A 26,110-nucleotide genomic window follows, 5' to 3' on the forward strand; every position below is an offset into this window, starting at 1 on the left:
CTACCCGACCGACTTGACGAGTTCGTCGACCGCGTACGGCATCGACAGCAGGGTGCCCTGGGAGATGGCCGCGCCGACCGCCGGGCCCTCGCTGTCCAGCAGGTAGGACACCTTGCCGTTCTTCACGGCGTCGAGGTTGGTGAAGAGCTTGAACTTCTTCAACGCGTCCTGGTCCGCCTTGTCGTTGATGACGAAGATGCGGTCGACGTCGACCAGGTCGACGCGTTCGGGCGAGAGCGTGGTGTAGAAGTCGCCGCCGGCGACCTCGTCGATCTTGGTCTGGTACTTGAAGCCGATGCCCGTCACCAGCCGTCCGCGCACGTCGGTGGAGGTGAACGGGGCCACCGAGTCCTTGTACCAGGAGAGTGCGACGGCGGTCTGGTCCGCGAACTCGGGGTGCGCCTTCTTGGCCGCGTCGAGCTTGCCCTGGATGTCGGCCACCATCTTCTCGCCCTCCTCGGCCTTGCCGAGGGCCTTGGCGATGTGCAGGGCGTTGTCCTGCCACGGAGCGCTGAACGGCTCCTTCTCCGCCTTGGTACGTCCCACGGTCGGCGCGATCTTGGAGAGCTTGTCGTAGGCGGCCTGGTCGACCTCGGAGTACACCGCGATGATCAGGTCGGGGCGCAGTGCGGCGATCTTCTCGAAGTTGGGGCCGGTGTCACCGTTCTTCATGATGACCTCGGGCTTGGTGTCGCCCCACTTCTCCTTCACCCACGGCCACTGGGTGTTGATGTCGGGGCTCTGACCGGCCGGGTTCGGGTACTGGTCGACCATGCCGACGGGCTTGATGCCGAAGGCCAGGACGGTCTGGTCGTCCGTGTAGCCGACGGTGACGACCCGCTCGGGTGCCTTGGCGACCTTCGTGGTGCCGAACGCGTGCTCCACGGTGACGGGGAACGCGCCGGCGCCGGCGGTCGAGTTGTCGCCGCCCGCGCTGTCCGCCGGGTCGTCCGAGTCGGAACCGCACCCCGCGAGGAGGCCGACGCCGAGCGCGGCGGCGGACAGTGCCGCCGCCAGTCGTCGCCAGGGCGTCATACGCGTCGTTCTGAGGAGCATCCGGAGATCCCTTGCTGTCGCGCCGTCCACTTCGCCCCGTTCTGAGGGCAGCAAACCTTATCGCGCCCGAGTGAGGTTAGCCTACCCTCACTACGACAACTCTGTGGAAACGCGGTCGAGTTCCACGTGGGCGCGTCCGATGGGCACGATCAGGGGCCGGTCCCCCACGGGGTCGTCGATCACCTTGGCGCGCAGCCCGAAGGCCTGGTGCAGCAGCTCGGCGGTGATCACCTCGCGCGGATGCCCCTGCGCCAGGATCGCCCCGTCCCGCATCACGACGAGGTTGTCGCTGTAACGGGTGGCGAGGTTGAGGTCGTGCAGCACCATGACCACCGTGCACCCGGACTCGTGCAGGTCGTCCACCAGATCGAGCACGTCGATCGCGTGCGCCAGGTCCAGGTAGGTGGTCGGCTCGTCAAGGAGCAGCAGGTCGGTGCCCTGGGCCAGGGTCATGGAGATCCAGACGCGCTGGCGCTGTCCGCCGGACAGCGAGTCGACCGGACGGTCCGCGAGGTCGGACACCCCGGTCATGGCCAGCGCGCGGCCCACCACGGCCGCGTCGTCCGACGACCACTGCCGGAGCCAGCTCTGGTGCGGGTGGCGGCCCCTGGCGACCAGGTCGGACACCGTCAGACCCTCCGGCGCGACCGGTGCCTGCGGCAGCAGTCCCAGCTTCTTGGCGACGTCCCGGGTCCTGAGCCCCGCGATGTCCTCGCCGTCCAGCACGACGGTGCCGCTGCTCGGCTTCAGCAGCCGGGACAGGGTCCGCAGCAGGGTCGACTTGCCGCAGCCGTTGGGGCCGATGATCGTGGTGATCACTCCGGGCGGGATCGCCACGTCGAGCCCGTCGATGACCGGCCGGGCCCCGTAGCCGACCGCCACTCCCCTGGCGGCCAGCCGTGTGGTGCCGTCGACTGCCGTCCCGGCCCCGGTGATGGACTCAACGGCCACAAGACCCCCCTCGATTAGGCTCGCCTTAGTTTGTACCAGCTATCGGCGGTTCGCTCGCACCAGCAGGTAGACGAGGAAGGGCCCGCCGATCGCCGCGGTGACCACACCGACGGGCAGCGAGACCGGTAGTGCCGTGCGCGCGACCAGGTCCGATCCGGTCAGCAGCAGGGCCCCCACCATGCCGGAGGCCACCAGCGGCGGCGTCGGGCACCTCGCCAGCCGCATCGCCACCTGAGGCGCCACCAGGGCCACGAACGGCACCGGTCCGGCCGCGCTCACGGCCACGCCGGCCAGCAGCACCGCGCACAGCAGCAGGACCGCGCGCACGGCGGCGTAGCGGACGCCGAGGCCCGCGGCGATCTCGTCACCGAAGTGCATCGGCTTGAACTGGAAGGCGGCGCACGACACGACGGCCAGGAGGGCGAGTGTGCACCAGAGCGCCACCCGCACCTCGTCCCAGGACCGGTTGTCCAGCGAACCCACCAGCCACGCCTGGGCGCGGGCCACGTCCCTGATGTCGGCGGTGACGAGCAGCCAGGCCGTGATCGCCTGCATGACGGCGGTCACCGAGATGCCGATGAGGATGAGCCGGAAGCCGTCGATCCCGCGGCGCCACGCCAGGAAGTACACCAGCAGGCCGGTCCCGAGCCCGCCGGCGAGTGCCGCCGCCGACAGGCCCACGGAGTCGGCGACGGCCGTCGCCGCACCGCCCGACACCGTCACCAGAAATACCGCGACGGCGCCCGCGCCGCTGGTGATGCCGAGGACGTCCGGGCTGGCCAGCGGGTTGCGCGCGATGGACTGGGTGAGGGCGCCGGACACTCCGAGCGCGATGCCGACGACGAGTCCGGCCAGCGCGCGGGGCATCCGCAGGTCCAGGATGACGAACTCGTCGACGTGCTCGCCCCTGCCGAGGAGCGTGGCGAGGACCCGGGGCAGCTCGATGGGGAAGTCCCCGACGCCGATGGACAGGCAGAACACCAGGAAGGCCGCCGCCGCCAGCAGCAGCGTGACGCCGGCGGTCCAGGGCCGCCACACGAACGACACACCGCCGAGCCGTACTCCGGGCGCCACCGACGCGCTCCCGTCCGCCGCGTCCGGCCGCACGTCCGCCCCGTTCCCCTTCACATCCGCCCCGCTCACGTGTTCTTGAACTTCCCGCGCCACACCAGCACGGCGAAGAACGGCGCCCCGAGCAGCGAGACCACGACCCCGGCGTCCAGCTCCCCCGGCCGCACCACCAGGCGCCCCACGATGTCGCAGACCAGCAGCACGACGGCGCCGAGCAGACCGGCGTACGGCACCAGCCAGCGGTAGTCCGGCCCGGTCAGGTACCGCGCCACATGGGCCACCATGAGCCCGAGGAAGGCGATGGGGCCGCAGGCCGCGGTCGCCGCGCCCGCCAGCAGGGTGATGGCGACGATGCCGACCGTCCGGCTGCGCGCGACGTTCACCCCGAGCCCGCGCGCCACGTCCTCACCGAGGTTGAGGAGGTTGACGGCGGGCAGCGTCGTGAGCGCCAGCAGCAGCCCGGCGGCGATGAACGCGGACACCGGCCCGATGACGTCGAACCCGACGCCGGCCGGCGAGCCCGCGTTCCAGAACCGCAGCGCGTTCAGTGAGGCCTTGTCCGTCAGCGAGACCGCCGTGGTCATCGCCGCGAGGAAAACCGCGATCCCCTGGCCTGCCAGGGCGAGCGTCAGCGGGTTGCCCGCCCCACGGCCCACGCTCGACAGCCCGAACACGACGGCACCGGCGAGCGCGGCACCGAGGAACGCGAGCCAGACGTACAGGAACGGGTCGGTCAGGCCGAGCAGGGCGATCCCCGACACCACGGCGAACGAGGCGCCGGCGTTGATCCCCAGCAGCCCGGTGTCGGCGATCGGGTTGCGGGTGTACCCCTGGATCAGCGCCCCGCCGGCCCCGAGGGCGATGCCCGCCACGACCGCGAGCACCGTGCGGGGCACCCGCACGGTCCGCACGATGAGCCTGATCTCGGTGAGCCGCTGGTCGGCCTCGGGCGCGGCCGTCAATCCGTGCCAGACCTCGGCGGGGGTCAACGCCCGCGCGCCGACGGCCAACGAGGCCGCCGCCGCGATCACCAGAAGCACCGCGAGTACACCCAAACCCGCGACCCGTCTGCGACGGGCCTCCGTTGTGGCCCCGGGCGCGGGGCGCTCAACCGCAGTCGTGGTCATGGCGACGTACACTAACGCGCGCTGCCGTCGGCTCCGTCGGCGATGGTCCGGGCCTCGTCGGAGGCGGACTTCAGACTCCGGTCGACCAACGACTCCAGGATCTCGCCCACCCTGATCGCGGTGTTGGAGAGCAGCGACGACGTGATGCCGTGCGTGTGCTCCGTACCGCCCTGGAGATAGATGCCGCAGCGCAGTGCGGGGTGGGTGGCGACGCGGTAGTCGCGCTCGACGCGCACCAGGCCCTCGTCGTCGCGCAGGCAGCGGTCCGCGACCTCGCCGAGCAGCCCGAGCGGGTCGGCCGGGAGGTAGCCGGTGGCGAAGACCACGACGTCCGCGTCGAGGAGCGTCTCCTCGCCGGTGACCAGCGAGGTCACGGTGGCCCGGACCCGGTCGGAGGTCTCCTTGACGTCGGTGAGCCGGGAGACGTTGAGGAAGCGCAGCCGCTCGGTGCCGAGGACCTTCTCCCGGTACATCTGCCGGTACAGGTCGTCGATCAGGTCGATGTCCACCACGGAGTAGTTGGTGTTGCCGTGGTAGTCCATCAGCCGGCGTTTGACGCTGCCGGGCGCGGCGAAGTAGTCGTCCACGGCCGCCGGGTCGAAGATCCGGTTGGCGAAGCCGCTGTCGTCGGCGGGACTGTAGCCGTAGCGGGCGAAGACCGCGCACACCTCGGCCCCGGGGAAGCGGCGGTGCAGGTAGGCGACGTTCTCGGCGGCGCTCTGACCGGCGCCGACGACCACGAACCGGGAGGGCGAGGTGCCCTCCAACGCGTCGACGCGCGCCAGCAGTTCGGAGTTGTGCCAGACCCGGTCGCCGCGCTCCACGCCCTCCGGCATCAGGGGGCGCAGACCGGTGCCGATCACGAGGTTGCGCGCCCGGTGCACCTCCAGTCCCTGGCCCGAACGGACCGTCACTTCGAGGTGGTCGACGGCTCCGTCCCGCTCGACGGGTGCGACGCCGACCACCTCGTGGCCGTAGGAGACCTGGTCGTCGACCTTGGCGGCGGCCCACTCGAAGTAGTCGTGGAACTCCACCCGCAGCGGGAAGAGGTTCTTGTGGTTGATGAAGTCGATCAGCCGGCCCTTGCTCTGCAGGTAGCAGAGGAAGCTGAACTCGCTGGCCGGGTTCCGCAGTGTCACCAGGTCCTTGAGGAAGGACACCTGCATCGTCGCGTCGTCGATCAGCATGCCGCGGTGCCAGCCGAAGCGCGGCTGCTGCTCGAAGAAGCGGGCGCTGACCGCCTCCTGGCTGCCGGCCTGTGCGTTGTGCTCGCGGATCGCGATCGCCATGGCGACATTGGACGGGCCGAAGCCGATGCCAATGAGGTCGTGGACCAGCGTTGCGTCATCAGGAAGAACCTGTGACATGTCACTCCCATCGTGCGGGACAGTCGCCTTGCCGGAAACTTAGGTTAGCCTAAGCTAAGGCTTTGAAGCTGTCGATAGGGCGAACCGGAGGGCACGGCCACCAACTGGGGTGTTGCGCACCGACGTTGCACACTAAGGTACGCCTTGCTCAACTTGCCGGGTCAGCCCCTGCCTTGAGGAGGTACCCCATGCGGGTCGTCATGTTCGGTTACCAGACCTGGGGGCACCGGACCCTGCAAGCCCTCCTGGACTCCGAGCACGACGTGGTGTTGGTCGTGACCCACCCCAAGAGCGAGCACGCCTACGAGAAGATCTGGAGTGACTCCGTCGCCGATCTCGCCGAGGAGCACGGCGTCCCGGTGCTGATCCGCAACCGTCCCGACGACGACGAGTTGTTCGAGGCGCTCAAGGACGCCGACCCGGACATCATCGTCGCCAACAACTGGCGGACCTGGATCCCCCCGCGCATCTTCGGCCTCCCGCGCCACGGCACGCTCAACGTGCACGACTCGCTGCTGCCGAAGTACGCCGGGTTCTCCCCGCTGATCTGGGCCCTGCTCAACGGCGAGTCCGAAGTGGGCGTCACCGCGCACATGATGAACGACGAGCTGGACGCCGGCGACATCGTCCGGCAGGAGGCGGTGCCGGTCGGACCGACGGACACCGCCACCGACCTCTTCCACAAGACGGTCGACCTCATCGCCCCGGTCACCGTCGGCGCACTCGGCCTCATCGCCGGCGGCCGGACCGAGTTCACCAAGCAGGACCGGTCGCAGGCGAGCTTCTTCCACAAGCGGTCCGCCGAGGACATCCGCATCGACTGGAACTGGCCGGCCCAGGACCTGGAGCGCCTGGTCCGCGCCCAGTCCGAGCCCTACCCCAGCGCCTTCACCTTCCACCGGGGCAGGCGGTTGGAGGTCCTCGCCGCCGTGGTCTCGCAGGGCCGCTACGGCGGCACGCCGGGCCGTGTCTTCTACCGCGAGGGCGACGGCGTGGTGATCGTCGCCGGAGCCGACGCGCGAGCGGGCCGCAGTCACGGCCTGGCCATCACGCGGGTGCGGACGGAGGACGGGCGGGAGCTGTCCGCGGCCGAGTACTTCACCTCGATGGGCGGCTATCTGACCAGCCGCCCGTGACCGGCCGCCCGTGACGGGCGGGGCCCGGCCGTGCTGCCACGGTCGGGCCCCGCTGCGTACGACCGGTCGCGGCCTCAGCCGCTCTTGCGCCGGAACGACCGCTGGCTCGCGGCCGGACCGTGGGTGCCGCGGATCTTCGCAACGTCGGCGTTCGCGGCGAGGGCCGCGGCCTCCGCCTGTTTGCCGCGCTTGCGCTCCAGGGCCTCGCGGAACTTGCCCTTCAGGTCGTACTGACCGTCCTCGTCGGGTGTCAGGGCGGGGCGCTCGTCCTCCGCCGGTTCCGAACCTGCCTGCGATGAAGACTCTTCAGTCATGACGACCTCCTGGGCTCGGACAATCAGGAGCACAGCTTGTCACGGCCGGCGACCCGGAACCACCGAGAATGTCCCCGGCCCGGCCGGCAGGGTCACCGTGTACCGACTCAGGTACGTGTCCAGGTACGGCGACCGGTCACCGGGGGTGGCGACGTCGTCGGCCGGGTCGTCGAGGGCGAGCCGCAGCCTGGCGTCCCTGACCCGGACGGTCTCGCCGGAGGGGGTGTCGCGCCAGGACCCGGTCTGGATCGACCCGATCTCCACGGCCAGCACGTGCCCCGCGGCCAGGGTCCAGTCGGTGGCCTTCAGGTCGACGGTCAGCCGGCCGGAGTCCACCAGTGATACCTGTTCGTCGAACATGACGGCGGTGCCGTCCGGGGCGACGTCGTACAGCTTGAGCATGACATTGCCCTCGCCCCTCGCCTTCAGGGACAGCCGAGGGGTGCCGGTGACCCGTACGGACTTCTTCAGCGGCTTGGACCACACGAAGAAGCTGGAGGCGACCTCACCGGCCCGCTGACGCTCCGCCAGCTCCGCGGCCAGTCCTTCCGGTGCCGGTCGCTCGGTCGCGGGGGCGTTCTCCATGTCCCACTCGCCGGTCGGCTGCGGCGGCGCCGCGGGCGCCGGCCGGCCCGGTGCGGCCAGCGACGCGCGGGCGGAAGCCCCGCCGTCGTCGACGTAGGAGCCGTCGCCGAGCGGGAGGGTCACCGACCGCTCCGTGACGGGCCAGGTGCGCTGGGCGCGCCAGGCGCCGGTGGAGTCCTCGACGGCGTACGCGGGGTAACGCACCGACGGCCGGACGCCCTTGAGGTACTGGTCGTAGAACGACAGGGTCTCGTCGTACCAGCCCTCGCGGCCCATCGCCAGGCGGCCGTCACTGGTGCGGTCCCCGCCGCGTACGTGGTCCCACTGGCCGACCCAGCCTCGCTCGGGGCCCCTGTGGTTGTCGAGGTACTCCTCCATCTCCTCGGGCTTGGTGTTGTTCTCGATGAAGCCCTGCGTGACGAAGAGCGGCGTGTCGCTGCCCCTCGCCATCCTCGCCAGGTCACGGGAGGTCCAGTGTTCGTCCCGCTGGTCGGATATGCGGTAGCCGGCCGAGTTCTCGGTCAGGCACTCCGGATGGGTCTCCTCGTGCCGCGCGGCCGCCCGGTAGCGCGGATCGTCGTCCGCCATCGGCTCCATGGTGGCGATGGAGTTGTAGGCGTTCGCCGTTCCGGTCACGTTCGGGCGGGGCACGCCGTTGGAGTAGATGTACTGGTACATGTCCCACAGCGGCTCCTGGGCGACGACCGCCTTGAGCGCGCGCTGGTCCAGGTTGTTGCCGATGAGGCCGGTGACGGCGTCGTACGACTTGCCGTACATGCCCACCGCGCCGGTGGACCACGGCTGCCGGGACGCCCAGTCGATCGCCGCCCTGACGTCGGCCTGTTCGCCGGGGCCGCCCCAGTCGAGGCAGCCGGTGGAGCCGCCGAAGCCGCGCAGGTCCACCATGACGAAGGCGTAGCCCTCGTCGAACAGGTCGGTGCCCTCGATGAAGTCCTGGAAGCGGGCGGACGGGCCGGTGTGGGTCCAGCCCTCCGGTCCGGTCTGGCCCGCGTGGGCGAAGTACGGGCCGACGGACAGGATCACCGGCACCTTCTCGCGCCGGGTCAGCCCCTCGGGCAGCAGGACGTCGGCGTGGAGCCGGGTGCCGGAGCGGTCGGCGGACGGGAAGTAGTGCTGGGTCCAGACCGAGCCCTCCGGGACGCGGTCGTTCTCCTCGTGCGTGACGGGGTCGGTCGTGGTGGCGGCCGGCCGGGCCTCCCCCTCGTGCGCCGCGACGGCGGGGCCGGCGAGACCGGCGGTCAGGGCGAGGGGGGCGACCAGTGCCGAGGCAGTTCGGACGGCCGCGCGACGTGCTCTCACATGCTCCTCCTTGGACGGTGGGTGCAGGTGGTGCAGGGTGGGTACCGACGGTGCAGGCTGCTGTGCAGGTTTAGCAGTGAAGTATTCGTACGTCGATGGGGCGTCCAACTCCGGCTCTGCCACCGGCAGATCCCGCCCGGCTCGCCCACCCGGCCTGTGAGCATGGGGACATGGCGATGAACACGGCGGTACTCCGTCTCGACCTCGGATATTTCGTCCGGCCGGCCGAGGAGACCGGCGGGCCGCGACCGCGCGTCGAGCCCGTGCTCGCCTACCTGGTGCGGCACGAGCGGGGGCTCCTCCTCTTCGACACCGGGATGGGTGACGCCGATGCCGAGACCGAGGCGCATTACCGGCCCCGGCGGCGTGCGCTGCGTGCGGCGCTGTCGGCGGCGGGAGTCGGGCCCGACGAGATCACCCTGGTCGTCAACTGCCACCTGCACTTCGACCACTGCGGCGGGAACCCCCTGCTGGCCGGACGGCCGATCCTGGTGCAGGACGTGGAGCTGGCCACCGCCCGCGCGGGCGGCCACACCTTCGACGAACTCGTCGGCTTTCCCGGCGCGGTGTACGAGGAGCTGACCGGCGAGGCCGAGGTCTGGCCGGGTGTCCGGATCGTCCCGACCCCCGGGCACACCGCGGGGCACCAGTCGCTGGTCGTCGGGCAGGACGACGGCACCGTGATCCTCGCGGGGCAGGCACACGACTTCGCGTCGGCGTTCGGCTCGGACCAGCTGGCCCGCGAGGCCGCGCTGGACGGCACGGCACCGCCGCTTCCGGAGTACCGGCCCTGGCTGGACCGGCTCGCCGGCTTCGACCCCCGGCGCGTCCTCTTCGCCCACGACTGCTCGGTCTGGGAACCCTCGCGCCCGCCCGGAATCGCCCGCGCGGCGAACCCTGCCTAGGGTTGAGGACGCCGACCGAACCGGAGTTCTTGCCGACCGCGGGAGAGTGGGACGACATGGCGCGCGGTGTCGAATCGATCCGGCGGACCGCTCTCGGTGCCGTCGGCGCCGTTCTGCTGATGATCGGCGTCGCCCTCCTGGTGCTGCCCGGGCCGGGCCTGCTGCTCGTCTTCGCGGGGGTGGTGCTGCTGTCGCGCGCGATCCCGGCGCTGGACCGGTTCGTCGCCCCCGTCCGGACGCGGGCGATGCGCGCGGCCGAGGAGAGCGTCTCGTCCCGCTGGCGGATCGCCGGGGCGGTGCTCGTGGGTCTGTTCCTCGTCGCCGCGGGAGTGGTGTGGGGCCTGCTCCCCGAGCTGCCGTACTCCGGGTGGGCCACCGGGGCGAGTCTGATCATCTCCGGCTGCGTCCTCTTCGCCCTGCTCGTGTGGAGTCACCGCCGCGTTCAGGCGGAGCGCCGGGAGTCGGAGCCGGCCGCGGACCGGGCACGTTGACCAAACGGGACGGCGTTCCGTATATTAAACGGGACATCGTTCCGTTTTCTGTCGCGCGAAGGACACTTCACCGTGCACGCCACGCTTCCCACACCCGTGCTCTCCGTCGCCCCGGTCACGCTGCCCGCTCCCGGCCGTGCCGTGGACCTCCAGGTCCGGGTCTCCGCGCCCGTCACCGGCAGCGAACTGCCGGTCGTCCTCCTCTCGCACGGACAGGACTACGAACCGTTCCGGTCCGCGTGGGCAACGACCCCGCAGTTCCGGCAGATGAAGAGGGCCTGGTCGACCCGGTTCCTCTTGTCGACGTACCCGCACTCGCAGCACGTCTGCGAGGTGTGGGCGGGGTCGACGTGAACCACGGGCACGCCTGCGCGGCGTGCCTTGTACGCGATGAACTCTCCGAGCTGGGCGAAGGCCCAGGAGTGGAGCGTGACCCTCCCCCACTGCCCTAAAGGCGTGGGAGGTACCCCCAGGGCTTGCGGAGCCGTACCCTCTGCCCGATGCCGCCCAGGTCTTCCAGGGCGATTCCGGCCGAGGCGCGTTCAGCCTCGGTCACGATCGATTTCGCGATGGCGTGGTTGGTGTGGGAGACATGGCGCCGCTCGCGCCGGTTGCGCTTCTTCAGTAGCCGCTTGGCGGACTTGGTGCCCTTGCGCTGGAGTTTCTCGCGTAGATCGCCGTGGCGTTTACGGTGCCGGTTGAGGTCGCGTCCGGCGGCCTGGTAGCCGGTGGAAGTGGTGGCGATGTTGTGATCGTAGCATCACTTTATGTCACCGCGTTGGGAAGCCAACCCCTATATCCGCAGGGGCAGAACGGTCGTCCACACCCTTCACGCGCACTGGGTCTTCACGCCGAAGTATCGGCGCGGCCCGTTCACCGATGAGATCCTTCGGCGCTGCGAGGAGGTCATGCGTGATGTGTGCGCGGACTTCAACACCGAGCTGGTGGAGTTCAACGGGGAGAGGGACCACGTCCACCTGCTGGTGCACTACCCGCCCAAAGTCGCCTTGTCCCGGCTGGTCGGCTCCCTCAAGGCGTCTCCCCCCGGCGACTCCGTCAGGAGTTCCCAGCCCATATCCGCACGTACCTGTGGGGTGACCACTTCTGGTCGCCTTCGTACTTCGCCGCCTCGTGCGGAGGAGCACCGTTGGAGATCATCAAGGAGTACATCGAGAACCAGAAGCGACCTGGCTGAGGTCAACAGTGCAGGCCCGTGGACACCTGCGGGTCAGAGCGATCCAGAGAAGCGCTTCCTCCCGGGCGTGAACGCCCGGAGTTCCGCGCTAGATCAAGCTGAAGCTGCGCGCGGGCCACAACACGGTCTCCTACCGGTACGACGCCGGGGACACCGGCCACGTCAACCTCGACCTGGTCACCGTGCACCCGCAGGGCGCCCCCGTCGCCCTGTTCGACGGCACCGCGGCCTCGCAGCAGCAGTGGCAGCACACGGACGGGCGGCGGGTGGCCTGGCCGCTCGCCGAGGAGAAGTCGATGGAGGTGTGCTGCGGCGACATTCGCACCAAGGACGCCTACCAGGACTTCAAGCTGCACGTGGAGTTCCGCAGATCCTCGACTCCTACGGTGACACCACCCTGGACACCAACGAGGCCGGGGCGCTCTGTCTCAAGAAGGCGCCCGACACCAACGCGGCGGCGGCCCCGGAGACCTGGCAGACGTACGACATCGTCTTCCGTGCCGCCCGCTTCGACGACAGCGGCCGCAAGACTGGAACCGCTGACCTGACCCGCGAGCGTGCAGGGCGGCCCCTGACGGCCGCCCCGCATCTCCCGCTCCAGGTCGCGGGGTGTCGCTCGGTAGGGTGAGTGACCGAGGCCCTGCACATCGAACGAGGAGCGGAATTGAGCGAGCCGGCGTCCATCGCCCTGCAACTGGAGATCGCCCGGGAACTGGAGGTCGCGGAGACCTTCGACGCCGACCGGGAGATCGAGCGCCGGGTGGCCTTCCTGGCCGACCGGCTGACCTCCACCTGGCTGCGGTCCCTCGTGCTCGGCATCAGCGGAGGTGTCGACTCCACCACCGCGGGCCGGCTGTGCCAGCTCGCCGTGGAGCGGGCCCGGGCCGCGGGTCACGAGGCGCGCTTCTACGCCATGCGGCTGCCGCACGGTGTCCAGGCCGACGAGCACCACGCCCAGCTCGCCCTCTCCTTCATCCAGGCCGACCAGGTGCTCACCGTCGACGTCAAGCCGGCGAGCGACGCGGCGCTCGATGCCCTGCTCGCCGCCGACGTGGCGTTCCGCGACGACCACCACCAGGACTTCGTGCACGGGAACATCAAGGCCCGGCAGCGCATGATCGCCCAGTACGCCGTGGCCGGGACGCACCAGGGCCTGGTCGTCGGCACCGACCACGCGGCCGAGGCGGTCTCCGGTTTCTTCACCAAGTTCGGCGACGGCGCCGCCGACGTGGTCCCGCTGACCGGCCTCACCAAGCGCCGTGTGCGCGCCGTGGCGGACCGGCTGGGGGCGCCCGCCGAGCTGGTGGGCAAGGTGCCGACGGCCGACCTGGAGACCCTCGACCCCGGGAAGGCCGACGAGGACGCCCTCGGGGTCACCTACGAGGAGGTCGACGACTTCCTGGAGGGCAAGCCGGTCAAGGACGAGGTCTTCCAGAAGATCGTCACCCGCTACCGGCTGACCGACCACAAGCGAAGGCTGCCGATCGCTCCCTGAGCGGCCGGTCTCAGACGGCCGTGGGCGAGATCACGTGTCCGCCCCGCTCGGCGAGTGCCCGGGTGGTGGCCAGGCCCAGGCCGCTGCCGGCCCCGGTGACGACGAACACCCGTGTGGTCTGGTCCGCGATCCGCTCGGCGGTCCAACGTCGCTGCTGTGTCATGTGGCTCACCATGCCGTCGATGGCACTAAGTGTCAACGTAGCAACTTGGTGCCATGCGAGGCATGGAGTTACGATGAGCCGGTGAACACTCGCCCCGAAGCCAGCCTGGCCCAGCGCAAACGTCAACTCGTCTCGGACGAACTGACCGAGGCGGCTCTACAGCTGCTGGCCTCGAAGGGGTTCGACGCGGTCACCATCGACGAGATCGCGAGCACCGCCGGAGTGTCCAAGAGGACGTTCTTCCGGTACTTCGCGTCCAAGGAGGACGTGGTCGTTCAGTTCCTGACCGACATGGGCGCCGGCATCCACCGGGAGCTGGCCGGCCGCCCCACCGCGGAACGCCCCTCCCTGGCGCTGCGGAACGCCCTTTCCGTCCCCATCGCCACCTGCGCCGATCACTCGGACAGAGCATTGCGAGTGGTCCAGCTGATTCTGCGCACCCCCGCCCTGCACGCCCGCTTCCTGGAGCGGCAGGGACGGTGGCGCGAGGACCTGACGGCGGAGCTGGCCCGCCGCCCGGGACTCGCCCCGGACGTCGACCTCTATCCCCAACTGGCTGCGGGGATGGCGCTGACCGCGTTCAACACCGTGCTGCACCGCTGGAGCGACAGCGACGGCACCGAGAACCCCGTGGAACTGACCGAGCGGGCCTTCGCCGTCATCGCCCCGGCGCTCGACGCCGTCCACTCGGAGGCGTGAGAGGAAACGCACGGCGCCCGCGTACGAAGTGACCGCTCGTCACGCTTGTCCCTTATGTGCGGTTTGCCGGAAGCGACCTTAGTCTGTCCGAGGAATGGCTCGAACAGTCGACAGCCGGTCACGCCGGCGGAAGGTGAGCTTCCATGGCTGAGCGGCTCAAAAGATCCGGCCTGATCGGTGAACTGTCGGCCGAATTCGCCGGCACGATGATTCTCATCCTCTTCGGCTGCGGCGTGGTGGCCCAAGTGGTCGCGGGCGGGGCCCTCACGGACCCCGCGGGCGGCCTCGGAGACCACGACAGCATCAGTTGGGCGTGGGGGCTCGGTGTCACCCTGGGCGTCTACGTGGCGGCGCGCCTGAGCGGGGCCCACATCAACCCGGCGGTGACCCTCGCCCTCGCCACGTTCAAGGGCTTCCCCTGGCGCAAGGTGGTCCCGTACGCGCTGGCCCAGACGGCGGGCGCCTTCGTGGCGGCCCTCATCGTCCGATGGAACTACACGGAAGCGCTGGCGAAGGCCGACCCGGGCCACACCATCAAGACGCAGTTCGTGTTCTCCACCCTCCCCGCCAACGGGAACACCGCTCTCCCGGTTCACGAGTGGGGCGCGTTCCGCGACCAGGTCATCGGCACCGCCATCCTGCTGCTGCTGATCCTGGCCGTCACGGACATGCTGAACACCCCGCCGGGCGCGAATCTGGGCCCCTTCATCATCGGTCTGATCGTGGTCGCCATCGGCATGGCCTACGGCACCAACGCGGGCTACGCCATCAACCCCGCCCGTGACTTCGGCCCCCGGCTGGCCAGCTTCCTCACCGGGTACGGGAGCGCGTGGCGAGATCAGTACGGAAATCTCTACTTCTGGGTGCCGATCGTCGGTCCGCTGATCGGAGGCGTGCTCGGCGCCGGTCTGTACAAGGTGTTCGTCGGCCGGTTCCTGCCGACCGCCGAGCCCGAACCGCCGGGGCGTGTCCCGGCATCAGAAGGCTGACACCGGCCGGAGAGGCGGCACAACCATGGCGGACTTCATCGGCGCGGTGGACCAGGGGACCACCAGCACCCGATTCATGATCTTCGACCACGGCGGCAACGAGGTCGCGAAGCACCAGTTGGAGCACGAACAGATCCTCCCGCGTTCCGGTTGGGTGGAGCACGACCCGGTGGAGATCTGGGAGCGCACCAACTCGGTGATGCAGAACGCCCTGCGCAACGGCAACCTGTCGGGCAGCGACCTGGCGGCCATCGGCATCACCAACCAGCGGGAGACCACGGTGGTGTGGGACCCCCGCACCGGCCGCCCGTACTACAACGCCATCGTGTGGCAGGACACCCGCACCGACGCCATCGCGGCGAACCTGGAGCGCTCGGGCAAGGGCGACGTCATCCGCCGCAAGGCCGGCCTGCCCCCGGCGACGTACTTCTCCGGTGGGAAGATCCAGTGGATCCTGGAGAACGTCGACGGTGTCCGCGAGGCGGCGGAACAGGGGCACGCCGTGTTCGGCAACACGGACTCCTGGGTGCTGTGGAACCTGACCGGCGGTCCCGAAGGCGGCATCCACGCCACCGACGTGACCAACGCCAGCCGCACCATGCTGATGGACCTGGAGACGCTCGACTGGGACGACGAACTGCTGGGCTTCTTCGGCATCCCGCGGAGCATGCTGCCCACCATCAACCCGTCCTCGCACCGGGAGGCGTACGGCACGACCCGGACCTCCCGGCCGCTGCGCGCCGCCGTTCCCATCACCGGCGTACTGGGCGACCAGCACGCGGCGACCGTCGGGCAGGTCTGCTTCTCGCCCGGCGAGGCCAAGAACACCTACGGCACCGGCAACTTCCTGGTCCTCAACACCGGTACGGAACTGGTCCGTTCGGAGCACGGCCTGCTCACCACGGTGGCCTACCAGTTCGGCGACAGCCCGGCGGTCTACGCGCTGGAGGGGTCCATCGCGGTGACGGGTTCGGCCGTGCAGTGGCTGCGCGACCAGATGAAGATCATCAAGACCGCGGCCGAGAGCGAGGAACTGGCCCGTACCGTCGAGGACAACGGGGGCATGTACTTCGTCCCCGCCTTCTCGGGCCTGTTCGCCCCGTACTGGCGCTCCGACGCCCGGGGCGCGATCGTCGGGCTCGCCCGGTACAACGACAACGCGCACCTGGCGCGGGCGACGCTGGAAGCCATCTGCTACCAGAGCCGCGACGTCGTCGTGGCCATGGAGCAGGACTCCGGCGTCCACCTGGACGTGCTCAGGGTCGACGGCGGTGTGACCGCCAACGACCTCTGCATGCAGATCCAGGCCGACATCCTCGGCGTCCCGGCCAGCCGCCCGGTCGTCGCCGAGACCACCGCGCTCGGCGCGGCCTACGCGGCGGGGCTCGCGACGGGCTTCTGGCGGGACACCGACGAACTGCGCACGCACTGGCACGAGTCCAGGCGCTGGGAGCCCCAGTGGTCCGAGGAGCGGCGCGCGGAGGGCTACGCCGGCTGGAAGATGGCGGTGGAGCGCACCCTCGACTGGGTCAAGGTCCCCGAGAGCTGAGCACGGCGCGGGGCCGCGCGGACACCCTCACGCCGGGAGACGACGGGGCTTGCCCATAGGGTGACCCCCATGTCTGCCAGATTGAGTTCCGCGAGGACCCGCGCCGCGCTGCGCACCGGCGCCCGCGTCTCTGCCGAGTCGCTGCTCATACTCGTCATGCTCGCGGTGGCCCTGTGGCTCCTCGGCCGCATGTGGTCGGTCGTGTGGCCGCTGATAGTCGGTCTGCTCCTGACCACGCTGACCTGGCCCGCGACCCGTTTCCTGCGCCGGCACGGCTGGCGCCCCGCGCTCGCCGCGGCGACGGTCACTGTCGGGTTCCTGCTGGCCGTCCTCGGCATCGTGGCGCTGATCGCGGTGCCGATGTCGTCCCAGACCGGGGAGTTGACCGACGGTGTGGTCGAGGGCATCGAGCGGCTGCGCGAGTGGGCCGCCGGTCCGCCGCTGAACATCGGCGACGACCAGATCACGGGTGCGCTCGACTCGGCCATGGCCCGCCTCCAGGACAGCGTCGGCAGCGTGGTGACCGCCGTGACCACGGGAGTGAGCGCCGTGGTCAACGGTCTGATCACCGCGGTACTGGGCCTCTTCCTGATGTTCTTCTTCCTCAAGGACGGACCGCGGTTCCTGCCGTGGCTCACCCGCCAGCTGCCCGGCCGGCTCGCCACCGACGTCCCGGCCGTGGCCCTGCGCGGCTGGGAGACTCTGGGCTCCTTCGTCCGCTCGCAGGCACTGGTGGGCCTGCTCGACGCGGTCTTCATCGGCCTCGGGCTGTGGATCCTGGGTGTGCCCCTGGTACTGCCGCTGGCGGTACTGACGTTCGTGTCGGCGTTCGTGCCCATCGTGGGCGCCCTGTTCGCGGGCTTCGTCGCGGTGCTCATCGCGCTGGTGTCCAACGGGCTGACGGACGCGCTGCTCGTGCTGGCGATCATCGTCGTCGTACAGCAGCTGGAGGGCAACGTGTTCCAGCCCATCATCCAGAGCCGCGGCCTCGGTCTGCACGCGGCGGTGATCCTGCTGGCGGTGACGCTGGGCGGCAGCCTGGCCGGGATCGTCGGCAGCCTGCTCGCCGTGCCGATCGCCGCGCTGATCGCGGTGGTCTGGAACTACGTGCGCGAGCAACTCGTCGAACCACCGGAGGAACCCGCTCAGGCCCCGGCGGCGCCGGCGGGGGTCTGAGCGGCCGGCCAGGGGGAGCGGCGGGCGGGAAACCGGTCGCCCCCGCGGCACAGGTGCTGTTGGCTTGCGGTCATGGATCTCTTCACCAGCTCCTGGTCGGCCCTGCGCACCGCCGTCGCCGAGCTCGCCGACGAGGACTTCGCACGGCCGTCCGGCTGCACCGGCTGGCTCGTCCGGGACCTGGTGTGCCACCTGGTCATCGACGCCCAGGACGTCCTGATCACCCTGGCCACCCCGGCCTCGGCGGAGCCGACCCGGTCCGCGGCGACCTACTGGAACGTCGTCGAGACCCCCACGGGCGACGACCCGCTGGACGCGCTGACCGTCCGGCTGGCCGCCGCCTACGAGGAGCCGCGGCTGCTCAAGTTCCATCTGGACGACGTGGGTTCGGCCGCCGGCCGCGCCGCCGGACTCGCGGATCCCACCGCCCGCGTCGAGACCCAGGACCAGGTGCTCACGGCGGGCGACTACCTCTCGGCGTACGTCCTGGAGTGGACGCTGCACCACCTCGATCTCGTCGCCCACCTTCCGGACGCGGCCGCGCCTCCCGCCGAGGCACTGGCCGGAGCGCGGGCGCTGCTGGAGCGGATCGTCGGGGAGGAGTTCCCCCCGTCGTTCGGCGACGAGGACGCGCTGCTGGTGGGCACGGGCCGGCGCGCGCCGACCGCAGCGGAGACGACGGCGCTGGGCGGGCTCGCCGCGCGGCTCCCCTTCGCGCTGGGCTGACGGGGGCCACCGGTACCGCTCGGAGGGGCGGTCCGGGGTCAACCGATCGGACGACAGGACCGTCCCCCGCCCGGCCACCCGGAAGGAGCCGGTGCGCCGACCGGCGTGGCCGCCGTGAAGCGTCAAGCTGGGGATACTCGCCCCCGACACCGCGGAGTTGTCCCGTCATGACCGCCACCACACCCACCCCCGGGGGCCCCGATCTGCCGTCCGCCGTCCTTCGCGGCGACGCCGACGCCGTGCGCGCCGTACTGCGGGCCGGCGCCGACCCGGAGGTACGGGACGAGCACGGCCGCACCCCGCTGCTGCTGGCCGCCCTCACCGACCGGGTTGAGATCGCCGGGCTCCTGGTCGCCGCCGGGGCCGACGTCAACGCGCAGGACGCGCGCGAGGACAGCGCCTGGCTGGTCACCGGGGTCACGGGCAGCGTGGCGATGATGCGGGCCCTGCTGCCCGGCGGCCCGGACGTGACGCTGACCAACCGCTTCGGCGGCGTGTCGGTGATCCCGGCCAGTGAACGCGGGCACCTGGCGTACGTACGGGCGGTGCTCGCCGAGACCGCGATCGACGTCGACCACGTCAACCGGCTCGGCTGGACGGCGCTCCTCGAAGCGGTCATCCTCGGCGACGGTGACGGCACCCACCAGGACGTGGTGGCGGCCCTGCTCGCGGCGGGCGCCGACCCCTGGCTGCCGGACGGCGACGGTGTCACCGCGCGTGCCCACGCCGAACGCAGGGGCTTCGACGCGATGGCGGGCCTGCTGCGGCGCGCGGAGACGAGCGGCGCCCACGGGCACGGGGAAGGTGGGCGGCGATGAAACGGCGCACCCTCGCGGGCCCTCTGGCCCTGCTGGCCGCCGTCACGGCGACGCTGTCCGGCTGCACGACGTCCGACGACGGCACGGCGCCGGTGCCGGTTCCGGTGCCGGCGTCGCCGCAGGCGTCGGTGTCCTCCCCCAACCGTACGCCGGCCCCCGGCACCGGATCGGCCCGCACCTCCGACGGCACCCTGCTGGTCACGGACTTCGGCGCCGACACCGTCACCTTCGTCGACCCCGACCGACGGGGCGCGGCGGCCGATCTGGGCTCGGTGCGGGTCGGGACGGCCCCGTACGGGATCGCTCTCGGCGACGACGGCACGGCGTGGGTGGCGACCGCGGAAGGCGTGGCCGTGGTGGACACGCGAACCCGCGAGCGCACCGCCCTGATCCCTTACCGGACCGGCACCGGCCCCGTGACCACCGGCGAGTACCGGGGCGGGGGCATGGGGATCGCTCTCTCTCCGGACGGCGGCCGCCTCTACGTCGGAGTCAACGTGCCGGGCGGCAACGGCACGTTGGAGGTCGTGGACACCGGGCGGCGGGAGGTGACGGAGACCGTGCCGGTCGGCCGCCGCCCCTTCGACGTGGACGTGTCGCGCGACGGCCGGCACGTCTACGCCACCAACCACGACTCCTTCGACGTGACCGTCATCGACGTCGGCGACTGGTCGACGCGCCGCGTCGAGGTCGCCCCGTACGGCACGGAGGGCGGCCTCGGCTCCTGGCTCAAGCCCCACTACACCGCCGTACGCCCGTCCGACGGGGCGCTGCTGCTGCCGTTCGAGGGCGAACGGCTGGCCGTGGTCGATCCCGGCACCGGCCGAGTCCGGATCGAGGACATGACCGCCAACACCCACCAGCACGGCGTCACGGTCGGTCCGGACGGCACGCTCTACGCGGTCGGGACCGGCCCGATCGATCCGTCCGAGGACGACGGACCGTCCCTGACCGTCCGCACGCCCGACGGGGACGAACGCGTCATCGGCCTGGACGGTCCGCACGAGTCCGTCGCCGTGTCCTCCGACGGCCGCACCGCCTACGTCTCGGGCGGCTTCACCCGCGACGGCTACTGGAACGGCCTGAGCGTCGTCGACACCGACACCGGCCGGGTGACGCGTCTGCGCGTGGGAGAGCGTCCCCTGGGCATCGCGGTCCTCGGGGACAACCGGGCGGGTGAACCCCAGTAGTCCACTGCGGTCGAGGGTCTGGGCGCTCGGGCCGCCGGGTTCGGCGTGGTAGATGACGAGTTGCTGGCCGGGCGCGTCGCGTACGTCGAAGGCCTGGTAGGTGAGGGCGAGGGCGCCGGCCTCGGGGTGGCGGAGGTTCTTGGCGTCCCGGGTCTTGCCGCGTACGGCGTGGCGTTCCACAGGCGAGTGAAGTCCGCGCTGTGCTCGGTGAGGGTGCCGACCAGCCGGCGCGGCCGTGGGCTGTCCGGGTCGAACCCGGCCGCTTGGCGCAGGTTGGCGACCGGTGGCCTGGGCCTCCTGCTCCCAGTCGCCGTAGAAGGCCGACGCGGACCCCGGCTCGCTGGCCGGGCTCTCTCCGCAACAGCGGCAGATCATCGGGCTCGCCGCCCGCGGGCTGACCAACCGCGAGATCGGCGAGCGGCTCTTCCTCTCCCCGCGCACGGCCGGCTCCCACCTGTACCGCAGCTTCCCCAAGCTGGGCATCACGGCCCGCTCGCAGCTCCGCGACCTCGTGGAGCGGGCGGGCGGCATCCCAGGGCTGTCTCGGCGCCGTGGTGGAGAACCTCCTGGCTGACCCATCAGACGATGTCGACGAACGGATCCTCCGCGTCGCCGGCCGTGTGGTCGGCCAGGGTGGCCCGCGGCCCGGGCCCGTCCGCCCGCCGTCGGACCGACCAGCAGCCCGGCACCGGCTCGGACCAGACGGGACGGTGTCATCGGACGCTCCTGCCGGGTACCGGACGGAGCCGGTGGGGAGTACGTGCCGCCGGCGCGACAGCCAGGCACGACCGCCCCGGGCGTCGCGCGCCCGGAATTCCGCGCGGAGCCCCCGGTTGCGCCGGTGTCGTCGGTGAACCGGTCTACGGGGAACGGCCGTTGCCACGTAGGTTGTGGGAAAGCACCCACGCCTCGGCTGAAAGACGGACCGCCACCATGAACGACCCTGCGACGACGCCCGGTCACTCGGCACACCAGAAGATCGACACCTCGGTGCCGCACTCGGCCCGGATCTGGAACTACTGGCTGGGCGGGAAGGACAACTACCCGGTGGACGAGGAGGCCGGCGACGCGTACACCGCCGTCTTCCCCGGCATCGTCACCATCGCCCGCAGCAGCCGGGCCTTCCTGCGCCGCAACATCACCCATCTGGTCGCCGAGGCGGGCATCCGGCAGTTCCTCGACATCGGCACCGGCCTGCCGACCGCCGACAACACCCACGAGGTCGCCCAGCGCCTCGCGCCCGAGGCGCGCGTCGTCTACGTGGACAACGACCCGATGGTCCTCGCCCACGCCCGCGCGCTGCTCTACTCCACCCCGGAGGGGGCGACCGCCTACATCGACGCCGACGTGCTCGACCCGGACACCGTCCTGGCGGCCGCCGCCAAGACCCTGGACCTCGACCGGCCGGTCGCCCTCATCCTCAGCAACATCCTGGGCCACGTCGCCGACTACGACCGGGCGCGTTCCATCGCCACCCGGCTGATGAGTGCCCTGCCGTCCGGCAGCTACCTCTCCGTCAACGACGGTTCGCGGGGCACAGACCCGGAGTTCGAGCGGGCGCAGGACGCCTACAACGAGAGCGGTGCCGCGCCGTACATCCTGCGCACCGTCGGCCAGATCACGGCATACTTCGACGGTCTGGAGCTCGTGGAGCCGGGCGTGGTCCCGGTGACCCTCTGGCGTCCGGAGGCCGACGGCCCCGCCCCGGAGCCCATCGGCGAACACGGCGGTCTCGCGCGTAAGCCGTGATGCCACGCCCGGCGTCCGTCGCCGGGCCCCGCGCGCCCGATCGAGAGGAGCACCACGATGTCCGCATGGCAGCTGCCCGAGTCGTACCGCAGCGGCTCGGGCACCGTCCGCTGGAACCGGCTGGGCGCCCCGGACGGGCGCCCGCTGGTCCTCCTGCACGGGACGCCGTTCTCCTCGTACGTCTGGCGTGCGGTGGCCCGTTCGCTGGCGCGTGACCACCAGGTGTTCGTGTGGGACATGCCCGGCTACGGGCTGTCGGAGACGTTCCCGGGCCAGGACGTGTCACTGGCGGCGCAGGGCAGGGTCTTCACCGAGCTCCTTGACCACTGGGGCCTCGCGGAGCCCCTGGTGGTCGCGCACGACTTCGGGGGCGCCGTCGCGCTGCGGGCCCATCTGCTGCACGACGCCCGTTACCGGGCGCTGGCCCTGGTCGATCCGGTCGCGCTGGCGCCCTGGGGGTCGCCGTTCTTCCGGCTGGTCCGCGAGCACGCCGAGGTCTTCGAGCAGCTGCCCCCGGCGCTCCACGCGGCGCTGGTGCGCGAGTACGTGGGTTCCACGGGCGGTCCCGGACTGCACCCGGCGGTCCTGGAACAGCTCGTCCGGCCCTGGCTCGGCGAGTCGGGACAGCCGGCCTTCTACCGGCAGATCGCCCAGGCGGACCAGCGGTACACCGACGAGATCCAGGACCGGTACCCCAGGATCGACGTACCGACGCTGATCTGCTGGGGTGAGGACGACGCCTGGATTCCCCTGGCGAAGGGGCGCGAACTCGCCGCCGCCGTGCCCGGCGCGCGGTGGGAGCCGATCGCCCACGCGGGTCATCTGGTCCAGGAGGACGCGCCCGCCGAGCTGACCGCCGCACTGCTCGACTTCCTGCGCCAGGTGCCCTGAGGGCTCGCGTGCCGTTCGGACGGCATGCCACAGGGCAGGGTGCCCGGAGACGAGAGGTCTCCGGCCACCCTGCCCTGTTCGGCAGTCTGCCGGGTCAGGCGGGGGTGATGTTCTCCGCCTGCGGGCCCTTCTGGCCCTGGGTGATGTCGAAGGTGACGGCCTGGCCTTCCTGGAGCTCGCGGTAGCCCTGGGCGTTGATGTTGGAGTAGTGCGCGAAGACGTCGGGACCGCCGCCGTCCTGCGCGATGAAGCCGAAGCCCTTTTCAGAGTTGAACCACTTGACAGTTCCGCTGGCCATGCCTTTTGCCTTTCAGCCGTTATCGGATCCGCACCGCGCGAACCCGGAGGTGGTCGTCCTGGTCCTCCGGCATTGCACAGCAAACCGCCCGCACTCCGGGGCGGGCGGTCTGGGCGAACCACGACATCTGCTGCTGACGCTACACGGCATGTCCGAGCCCCACCAGTGAGTAAGGGGTGTGAGCGGGAACGATGTTGCGTACGGGGGCCCGAAAACGGCTGCCGCGCGGGTCCCCTCTGCGCCATCCGAGGGAGACGGCGGGGTGAGCGGACACCCCGGTTCCGTAAGTGGTCTAGCTATGAGTAGTCCACCCACGGAGTCGGAGATCGATATGACCGTCAGGAAAGCGCTGGCCCTGGTGATCGGCGCTGTCATGTGCACCGGCGTGCTGGGGACCGGCTGCGCCCGGCAGCAAGCGGACGCCTCCTTGCAGGACGCGCTCACGCCCGGCAGTTCAACGGCACAGCCGACGTCCCCCCGCCCCGGCCCCCCACGCCGCTTCCCCCGCCCGCTCCCCGGGGTCGGGCCGGTCATGCGGGACCTCCTCCCGGGCGGCACGCGGCAGGCCCTGGTGGTCACCGGCGAGACCGAGACGTCGTCGCAGGCGCAGGCGGTGCTCTACGAGCGGTATCCCGCCCAGGGCTGGCGGGCGGTCGCCGGTCCCTGGCCCGCGCACAACGGACTGCGCGGCTGGACCGACGACCACGAGGCGGGCGACCTGCACTCGCCCATCGGTGTCTTCGGGCTCAGCGACGCGGGCGGCCGGCTGCCGGACCCGGGCAGCCTGCTCCCGTACGACCAGGACCCGGAGTTCGCCGTGTCGGGCACCGGGCATCTGAACGAGCCGCTGGAGGGGTCCTTCGACTACGTGATCGCCATCGACTACAACCGGGTGCCCGGCACCACCCCGCTGGACCTGACCCGCCCCCAGGGTGAGGACAAGGGCGGCGGCGTCTGGATCCACGTGGACCACGACGGGCCGACCAACGCCTGCGTGTCCCTGAGCGAGGAGCACATGCGTGCGTTGCTGACCGCCGTGGACCCGGACAAGGAGCCGGTCGTCGTCATGGGCCCGCGGGAGGTCCTGGCGCGGTAGCGCAGCCCGCTCGCGTCCACCCCGCGTAGACGCCCGGTGCGAGAGGCAACGGAGCACGACGTCCCCGGGCCCGTCCGGACGTGCCGGTTCGGACGGTGCGGTCTTGACGGGACGGAGCACGATCGGCCTACTGGAGACCCAACTGGGCGTATTCGGGGGACTGGACCAATGTCGGCCCGTAGTCCGCCCCGGCCGGGACTGAGGTCAGGAGTCCGACAGTGCGGCGTCGACGGGCAGCGGCGGCAGTACTGCTGGCGTGGGCGCTGCTGTATCTCCTCGCCCCCCGGCCGCCCGCGCTCGCGGAGCCGTCCGCGGACCGTGCCGTGGTCACGGTCGCCGTGGTGGCCGACACCGCCGGGGAATCCGGCCCGTGCGAGGAGGACTCCTCGCGCCGTCAGGTCGCCGTCCGCTCGCCGAGGGCCGCGGGCACGGCGGGTGCCGACGACGGGGACGCCGCCCGCGCCCCGGCACGCGTCAACGCCGCCCGGCAGGACGGGACGGACTCCCGCCGTCCGTGTCCGGTCCGCGGGCGGGTGACCGACGGGGGTGCCCGGGGCGTGGCCGCACTCCAGACGTTTCGCTGCTGAGCGAGGCGGTACCGAGCAGGCCTGCGCCGCGCGGCCCCAGTACCGCCCGCCGCAACGCGGTGTCCAGCAGGCCGTCGCGTGTCCTCAGTTCCGACGACGCAGGAGGCAGGCGCGTGTCCGGTAAGCGCATCGACGTGATCGGGCCGGGGCGGCTCGGCGCGGACGACCACAAGATCTGGCGGGAGATCAGGGCCGCCTCCCGAGCACCGGCGAACCCGTTCCTGGACCCGGCGTTCACCACGGCCGTGGGGCTGGTCAGGCCGCGGGCCGAGGTGGCGGTCCTGCGGGAGGACGGCGTCCCGGTGGGGTACTTCCCGTACGAGCGGGGCGTCGCGGGCCAGGGGCGGGCCATCGGACTCGGGGTGTCGGACAGCCAGGGCGCCGTGCTGCGGGACGGCATCCGTCTCGACGCCCGCGCGCTGCTGCGGGCCTGTTCGCTGTCGTCCTGGGAGTTCGACAACCTGGAGTCGGGCCAGGACATGTTCCTGCCGCACACCGCCGAGGAGCTGGCCTCGCCGGTCGTCGACCTGGGTGACGGCTTCGGCCGGTACGCGCGGGCCCTGCGCGCCGGGTCGCCCGGCTTCCTGAAGCAGACCCTCGCAAAGGAGCGAAGACTCGCCCGGCAGGCCGGCGAACTCCGCTTCGTGTACGACGAACCGGACCCCGCGGCCCTGCGGACGCTCATGCTCTGGAAGTCCGCGCAGTACCGGCGCACGGGCCGGCGCGACCGGTTCGCGCAGACCTGGATCACCGGGCTGGTGGAGCTGCTCGCCCGGAGCGAGGATCCCGGGTGCCGTGGCGTGCTGTCGGTGCTGCACGCCGGCGGCCGGCCCGTGGCCGCCCACTTCGGGCTGCGCTCGCCCACGGTCCTGTCCTGGTGGTTCCCGGCGTACGACCGCGCGTACGGCAAGTACTCCCCCGGGCTTCTGCTGCTGTTGCGGATGCTGGAGGCGGCGGCCGCGGACGGGGTCGAGACGGTGGACCTGGGCAGTGGGCCCGCCCGCTACAAGGAGTCGTTCAAGACGCGGGACCTGCGGGTGTACGAGGGTGCGGTGGTGCGTCCCGGTCCGGGCGGCGCCGTCCACCGGCTGCGGCGGGATCCGGTGCGGGCCGCCCGGCGCTTCGTGCGGGACCGGCCGCGGCTGGCCCGCACCGCGGCCCGGGCG

At 71.3% G+C, this 26,110-nt stretch carries 23 protein-coding genes and 8 pseudogenes; 20 read left to right on the forward strand and 11 right to left on the reverse strand.

The window, feature by feature from the left end:
* The 5 genes from ACFWR9_RS09785 to ACFWR9_RS09805 form a co-directional block, all read right to left on the reverse strand.
* Complete coding sequence (locus ACFWR9_RS09785; protein WP_383838240.1) at positions 1-1,056, reverse strand: iron-siderophore ABC transporter substrate-binding protein; 1,056 nt, start codon at positions 1,054-1,056, stop codon at positions 1-3.
* Between the two features lie 90 nt (positions 1,057-1,146).
* Positions 1,147-2,007, reverse strand: coding sequence for an ABC transporter ATP-binding protein (locus tag ACFWR9_RS09790; protein ID WP_383838243.1), 861 nt, complete (start codon positions 2,005-2,007; stop codon positions 1,147-1,149).
* 39 nt (positions 2,008-2,046) lie between these two features.
* Complete coding sequence (locus tag ACFWR9_RS09795; RefSeq protein WP_383838463.1) at positions 2,047-3,135, reverse strand: FecCD family ABC transporter permease; 1,089 nt, start codon at positions 3,133-3,135, stop codon at positions 2,047-2,049.
* Between the two features lie 11 nt (positions 3,136-3,146).
* Positions 3,147-4,205 (reverse strand): FecCD family ABC transporter permease, encoded by a 1,059-nt coding sequence (locus tag ACFWR9_RS09800; protein ID WP_383838245.1) that lies wholly within the window; start codon positions 4,203-4,205, stop codon positions 3,147-3,149.
* A gap of 11 nt (positions 4,206-4,216) precedes the next feature.
* A complete protein-coding gene (locus ACFWR9_RS09805; RefSeq protein ID WP_383838248.1) occupies positions 4,217-5,572 on the reverse strand; it encodes a lysine N(6)-hydroxylase/L-ornithine N(5)-oxygenase family protein in 1,356 nt (451 codons plus the stop codon).
* Between the two features lie 188 nt (positions 5,573-5,760).
* Here ACFWR9_RS09805 and ACFWR9_RS09810 point away from each other — a divergent pair, with 188 nt between their 5' ends.
* Positions 5,761-6,708, forward strand: coding sequence for a methionyl-tRNA formyltransferase (locus tag ACFWR9_RS09810; RefSeq protein WP_383838251.1), 948 nt, complete (start codon positions 5,761-5,763; stop codon positions 6,706-6,708).
* Between the two features lie 74 nt (positions 6,709-6,782).
* On the opposite strand, the gene ACFWR9_RS09815 is transcribed toward ACFWR9_RS09810, so the two are convergent.
* On the reverse strand, positions 6,783-7,022 hold the full coding sequence (locus ACFWR9_RS09815; protein ID WP_125492057.1) for a DUF5302 domain-containing protein: 240 nt from the start codon (positions 7,020-7,022) through the stop codon (positions 6,783-6,785).
* A 39-nt stretch (positions 7,023-7,061) separates the two neighbouring features.
* On the reverse strand, positions 7,062-8,927 hold the full coding sequence (locus ACFWR9_RS09820; protein WP_383838255.1) for a CocE/NonD family hydrolase: 1,866 nt from the start codon (positions 8,925-8,927) through the stop codon (positions 7,062-7,064).
* Positions 8,928-9,097: 170 nt separating this feature from the next.
* On the opposite strand from ACFWR9_RS09820, the gene ACFWR9_RS09825 reads away from it, so the two are divergent.
* The 3 genes and pseudogenes from ACFWR9_RS09825 to ACFWR9_RS09835 form a co-directional block, all read left to right on the forward strand.
* Complete coding sequence (locus tag ACFWR9_RS09825) at positions 9,098-9,832, forward strand: N-acyl homoserine lactonase family protein (protein ID WP_383838258.1); 735 nt, start codon at positions 9,098-9,100, stop codon at positions 9,830-9,832.
* A 56-nt stretch (positions 9,833-9,888) separates the two neighbouring features.
* A complete protein-coding gene (locus ACFWR9_RS09830) occupies positions 9,889-10,323 on the forward strand; it encodes a PGPGW domain-containing protein (RefSeq protein ID WP_383838466.1) in 435 nt (144 codons plus the stop codon).
* Between the two features lie 48 nt (positions 10,324-10,371).
* A pseudogene (locus ACFWR9_RS09835) lies at positions 10,372-10,569 on the forward strand (chlorophyllase); the annotation flags it as partial.
* Here ACFWR9_RS09835 and ACFWR9_RS09840 read toward each other — a convergent pair.
* A pseudogene (locus tag ACFWR9_RS09840) lies at positions 10,545-11,071 on the reverse strand (RNA-guided endonuclease InsQ/TnpB family protein); the annotation flags it as partial. The pseudogenes ACFWR9_RS09835 and ACFWR9_RS09840 sit on opposite strands and share 25 nt — an antisense overlap.
* Positions 11,072-11,090: 19 nt before the next feature.
* Between ACFWR9_RS09840 and tnpA the strand changes: the two are divergent.
* The 3 genes and pseudogenes from tnpA (at position 11,091) to nadE (ending at position 13,013) form a co-directional block, all read left to right on the forward strand.
* A pseudogene (tnpA, locus tag ACFWR9_RS09845) lies at positions 11,091-11,518 on the forward strand (IS200/IS605 family transposase).
* Between the two features lie 95 nt (positions 11,519-11,613).
* Positions 11,614-12,068, forward strand: a pseudogene (locus ACFWR9_RS09850) (hypothetical protein); the annotation flags it as partial.
* Positions 12,069-12,182: 114 nt separating this feature from the next.
* Positions 12,183-13,013, forward strand: coding sequence for an ammonia-dependent NAD(+) synthetase (nadE, locus tag ACFWR9_RS09855; RefSeq protein WP_383838261.1), 831 nt, complete (start codon positions 12,183-12,185; stop codon positions 13,011-13,013).
* A gap of 28 nt (positions 13,014-13,041) precedes the next feature.
* Here the strand turns inward: nadE and ACFWR9_RS09860 are convergent.
* Positions 13,042-13,176, reverse strand: a pseudogene (locus ACFWR9_RS09860) (short-chain dehydrogenase); the annotation flags it as partial.
* Between the two features lie 81 nt (positions 13,177-13,257).
* Here ACFWR9_RS09860 and ACFWR9_RS09865 point away from each other — a divergent pair.
* The 7 genes from ACFWR9_RS09865 to ACFWR9_RS09895 all read left to right on the forward strand — a co-directional run bounded on the left by ACFWR9_RS09865 (position 13,258) and on the right by ACFWR9_RS09895 (position 20,323).
* Positions 13,258-13,875, forward strand: coding sequence for a TetR family transcriptional regulator (locus tag ACFWR9_RS09865; RefSeq protein ID WP_383838264.1), 618 nt, complete (start codon positions 13,258-13,260; stop codon positions 13,873-13,875).
* A gap of 143 nt (positions 13,876-14,018) precedes the next feature.
* Positions 14,019-14,864, forward strand: a complete 846-nt coding sequence (locus tag ACFWR9_RS09870) for an MIP/aquaporin family protein (protein WP_383838267.1) — start codon at positions 14,019-14,021, stop codon at positions 14,862-14,864.
* A gap of 25 nt (positions 14,865-14,889) precedes the next feature.
* Positions 14,890-16,413: a glycerol kinase GlpK gene (glpK, locus tag ACFWR9_RS09875; RefSeq protein ID WP_383838270.1), complete on the forward strand. Its 1,524-nt coding sequence runs from the start codon at positions 14,890-14,892 to the stop codon at positions 16,411-16,413.
* Positions 16,414-16,482: 69 nt separating this feature from the next.
* Positions 16,483-17,589: an AI-2E family transporter gene (locus ACFWR9_RS09880; protein WP_383838273.1), complete on the forward strand. Its 1,107-nt coding sequence runs from the start codon at positions 16,483-16,485 to the stop codon at positions 17,587-17,589.
* 72 nt (positions 17,590-17,661) lie between these two features.
* The gene (locus ACFWR9_RS09885; RefSeq protein ID WP_383838276.1) at positions 17,662-18,315 is read left to right on the forward strand and encodes a maleylpyruvate isomerase N-terminal domain-containing protein; all 654 of its coding nucleotides are present in this window, start codon (positions 17,662-17,664) and stop codon (positions 18,313-18,315) included.
* 167 nt (positions 18,316-18,482) lie between these two features.
* Entirely contained in the window at positions 18,483-19,133 is a 651-nt protein-coding gene (locus tag ACFWR9_RS09890) for an ankyrin repeat domain-containing protein (RefSeq protein ID WP_383838279.1), read from the forward strand.
* Positions 19,130-20,323, forward strand: a complete 1,194-nt coding sequence (locus ACFWR9_RS09895) for a YncE family protein (RefSeq protein WP_383838282.1) — start codon at positions 19,130-19,132, stop codon at positions 20,321-20,323. The genes ACFWR9_RS09890 and ACFWR9_RS09895 overlap by 4 nt, the downstream gene beginning before the upstream one ends.
* On the opposite strand, the pseudogene ACFWR9_RS09900 reads toward ACFWR9_RS09895, so the two are convergent.
* Positions 20,306-20,641: pseudogene (locus ACFWR9_RS09900) on the reverse strand (transcriptional regulator); the annotation flags it as partial. The gene ACFWR9_RS09895 and the pseudogene ACFWR9_RS09900 sit on opposite strands and share 18 nt — an antisense overlap.
* Before the next feature lie 4 nt (positions 20,642-20,645).
* Between ACFWR9_RS09900 and ACFWR9_RS09905 the strand changes: the two are divergent.
* From ACFWR9_RS09905 to ACFWR9_RS09915, 3 genes and pseudogenes are all read left to right on the forward strand, one after another.
* Positions 20,646-20,897, forward strand: a pseudogene (locus tag ACFWR9_RS09905) (response regulator transcription factor); the annotation flags it as partial.
* Between the two features lie 359 nt (positions 20,898-21,256).
* A complete protein-coding gene (locus ACFWR9_RS09910; RefSeq protein ID WP_383838285.1) occupies positions 21,257-22,072 on the forward strand; it encodes an SAM-dependent methyltransferase in 816 nt (271 codons plus the stop codon).
* A 57-nt stretch (positions 22,073-22,129) separates the two neighbouring features.
* Positions 22,130-22,963, forward strand: a complete 834-nt coding sequence (locus tag ACFWR9_RS09915) for an alpha/beta fold hydrolase (RefSeq protein WP_383838288.1) — start codon at positions 22,130-22,132, stop codon at positions 22,961-22,963.
* A gap of 94 nt (positions 22,964-23,057) precedes the next feature.
* Here ACFWR9_RS09915 and ACFWR9_RS09920 read toward each other — a convergent pair whose 3' ends face one another.
* Complete coding sequence (locus tag ACFWR9_RS09920) at positions 23,058-23,261, reverse strand: cold-shock protein (protein WP_003978336.1); 204 nt, start codon at positions 23,259-23,261, stop codon at positions 23,058-23,060.
* 331 nt (positions 23,262-23,592) lie between these two features.
* On the opposite strand from ACFWR9_RS09920, the gene ACFWR9_RS09925 reads away from it, so the two are divergent.
* The 3 genes and pseudogenes from ACFWR9_RS09925 to ACFWR9_RS09935 all read left to right on the forward strand — a co-directional run.
* Complete coding sequence (locus ACFWR9_RS09925; RefSeq protein ID WP_383838292.1) at positions 23,593-24,357, forward strand: hypothetical protein; 765 nt, start codon at positions 23,593-23,595, stop codon at positions 24,355-24,357.
* A gap of 218 nt (positions 24,358-24,575) precedes the next feature.
* Positions 24,576-24,944 (forward strand): hypothetical protein, encoded by a 369-nt coding sequence (locus tag ACFWR9_RS09930; protein ID WP_383838295.1) that lies wholly within the window; start codon positions 24,576-24,578, stop codon positions 24,942-24,944.
* 113 nt (positions 24,945-25,057) lie between these two features.
* Positions 25,058-26,107: pseudogene (locus ACFWR9_RS09935) on the forward strand (GNAT family N-acetyltransferase); the annotation flags it as partial.
* Positions 26,108-26,110 lie beyond the last annotated feature (3 nt).

It is taken from the genome of Streptomyces sp. NPDC058534 (assembly GCF_042717365.1).
Classification (GTDB): Bacteria; Actinomycetota; Actinomycetes; order Streptomycetales; family Streptomycetaceae; genus Streptomyces.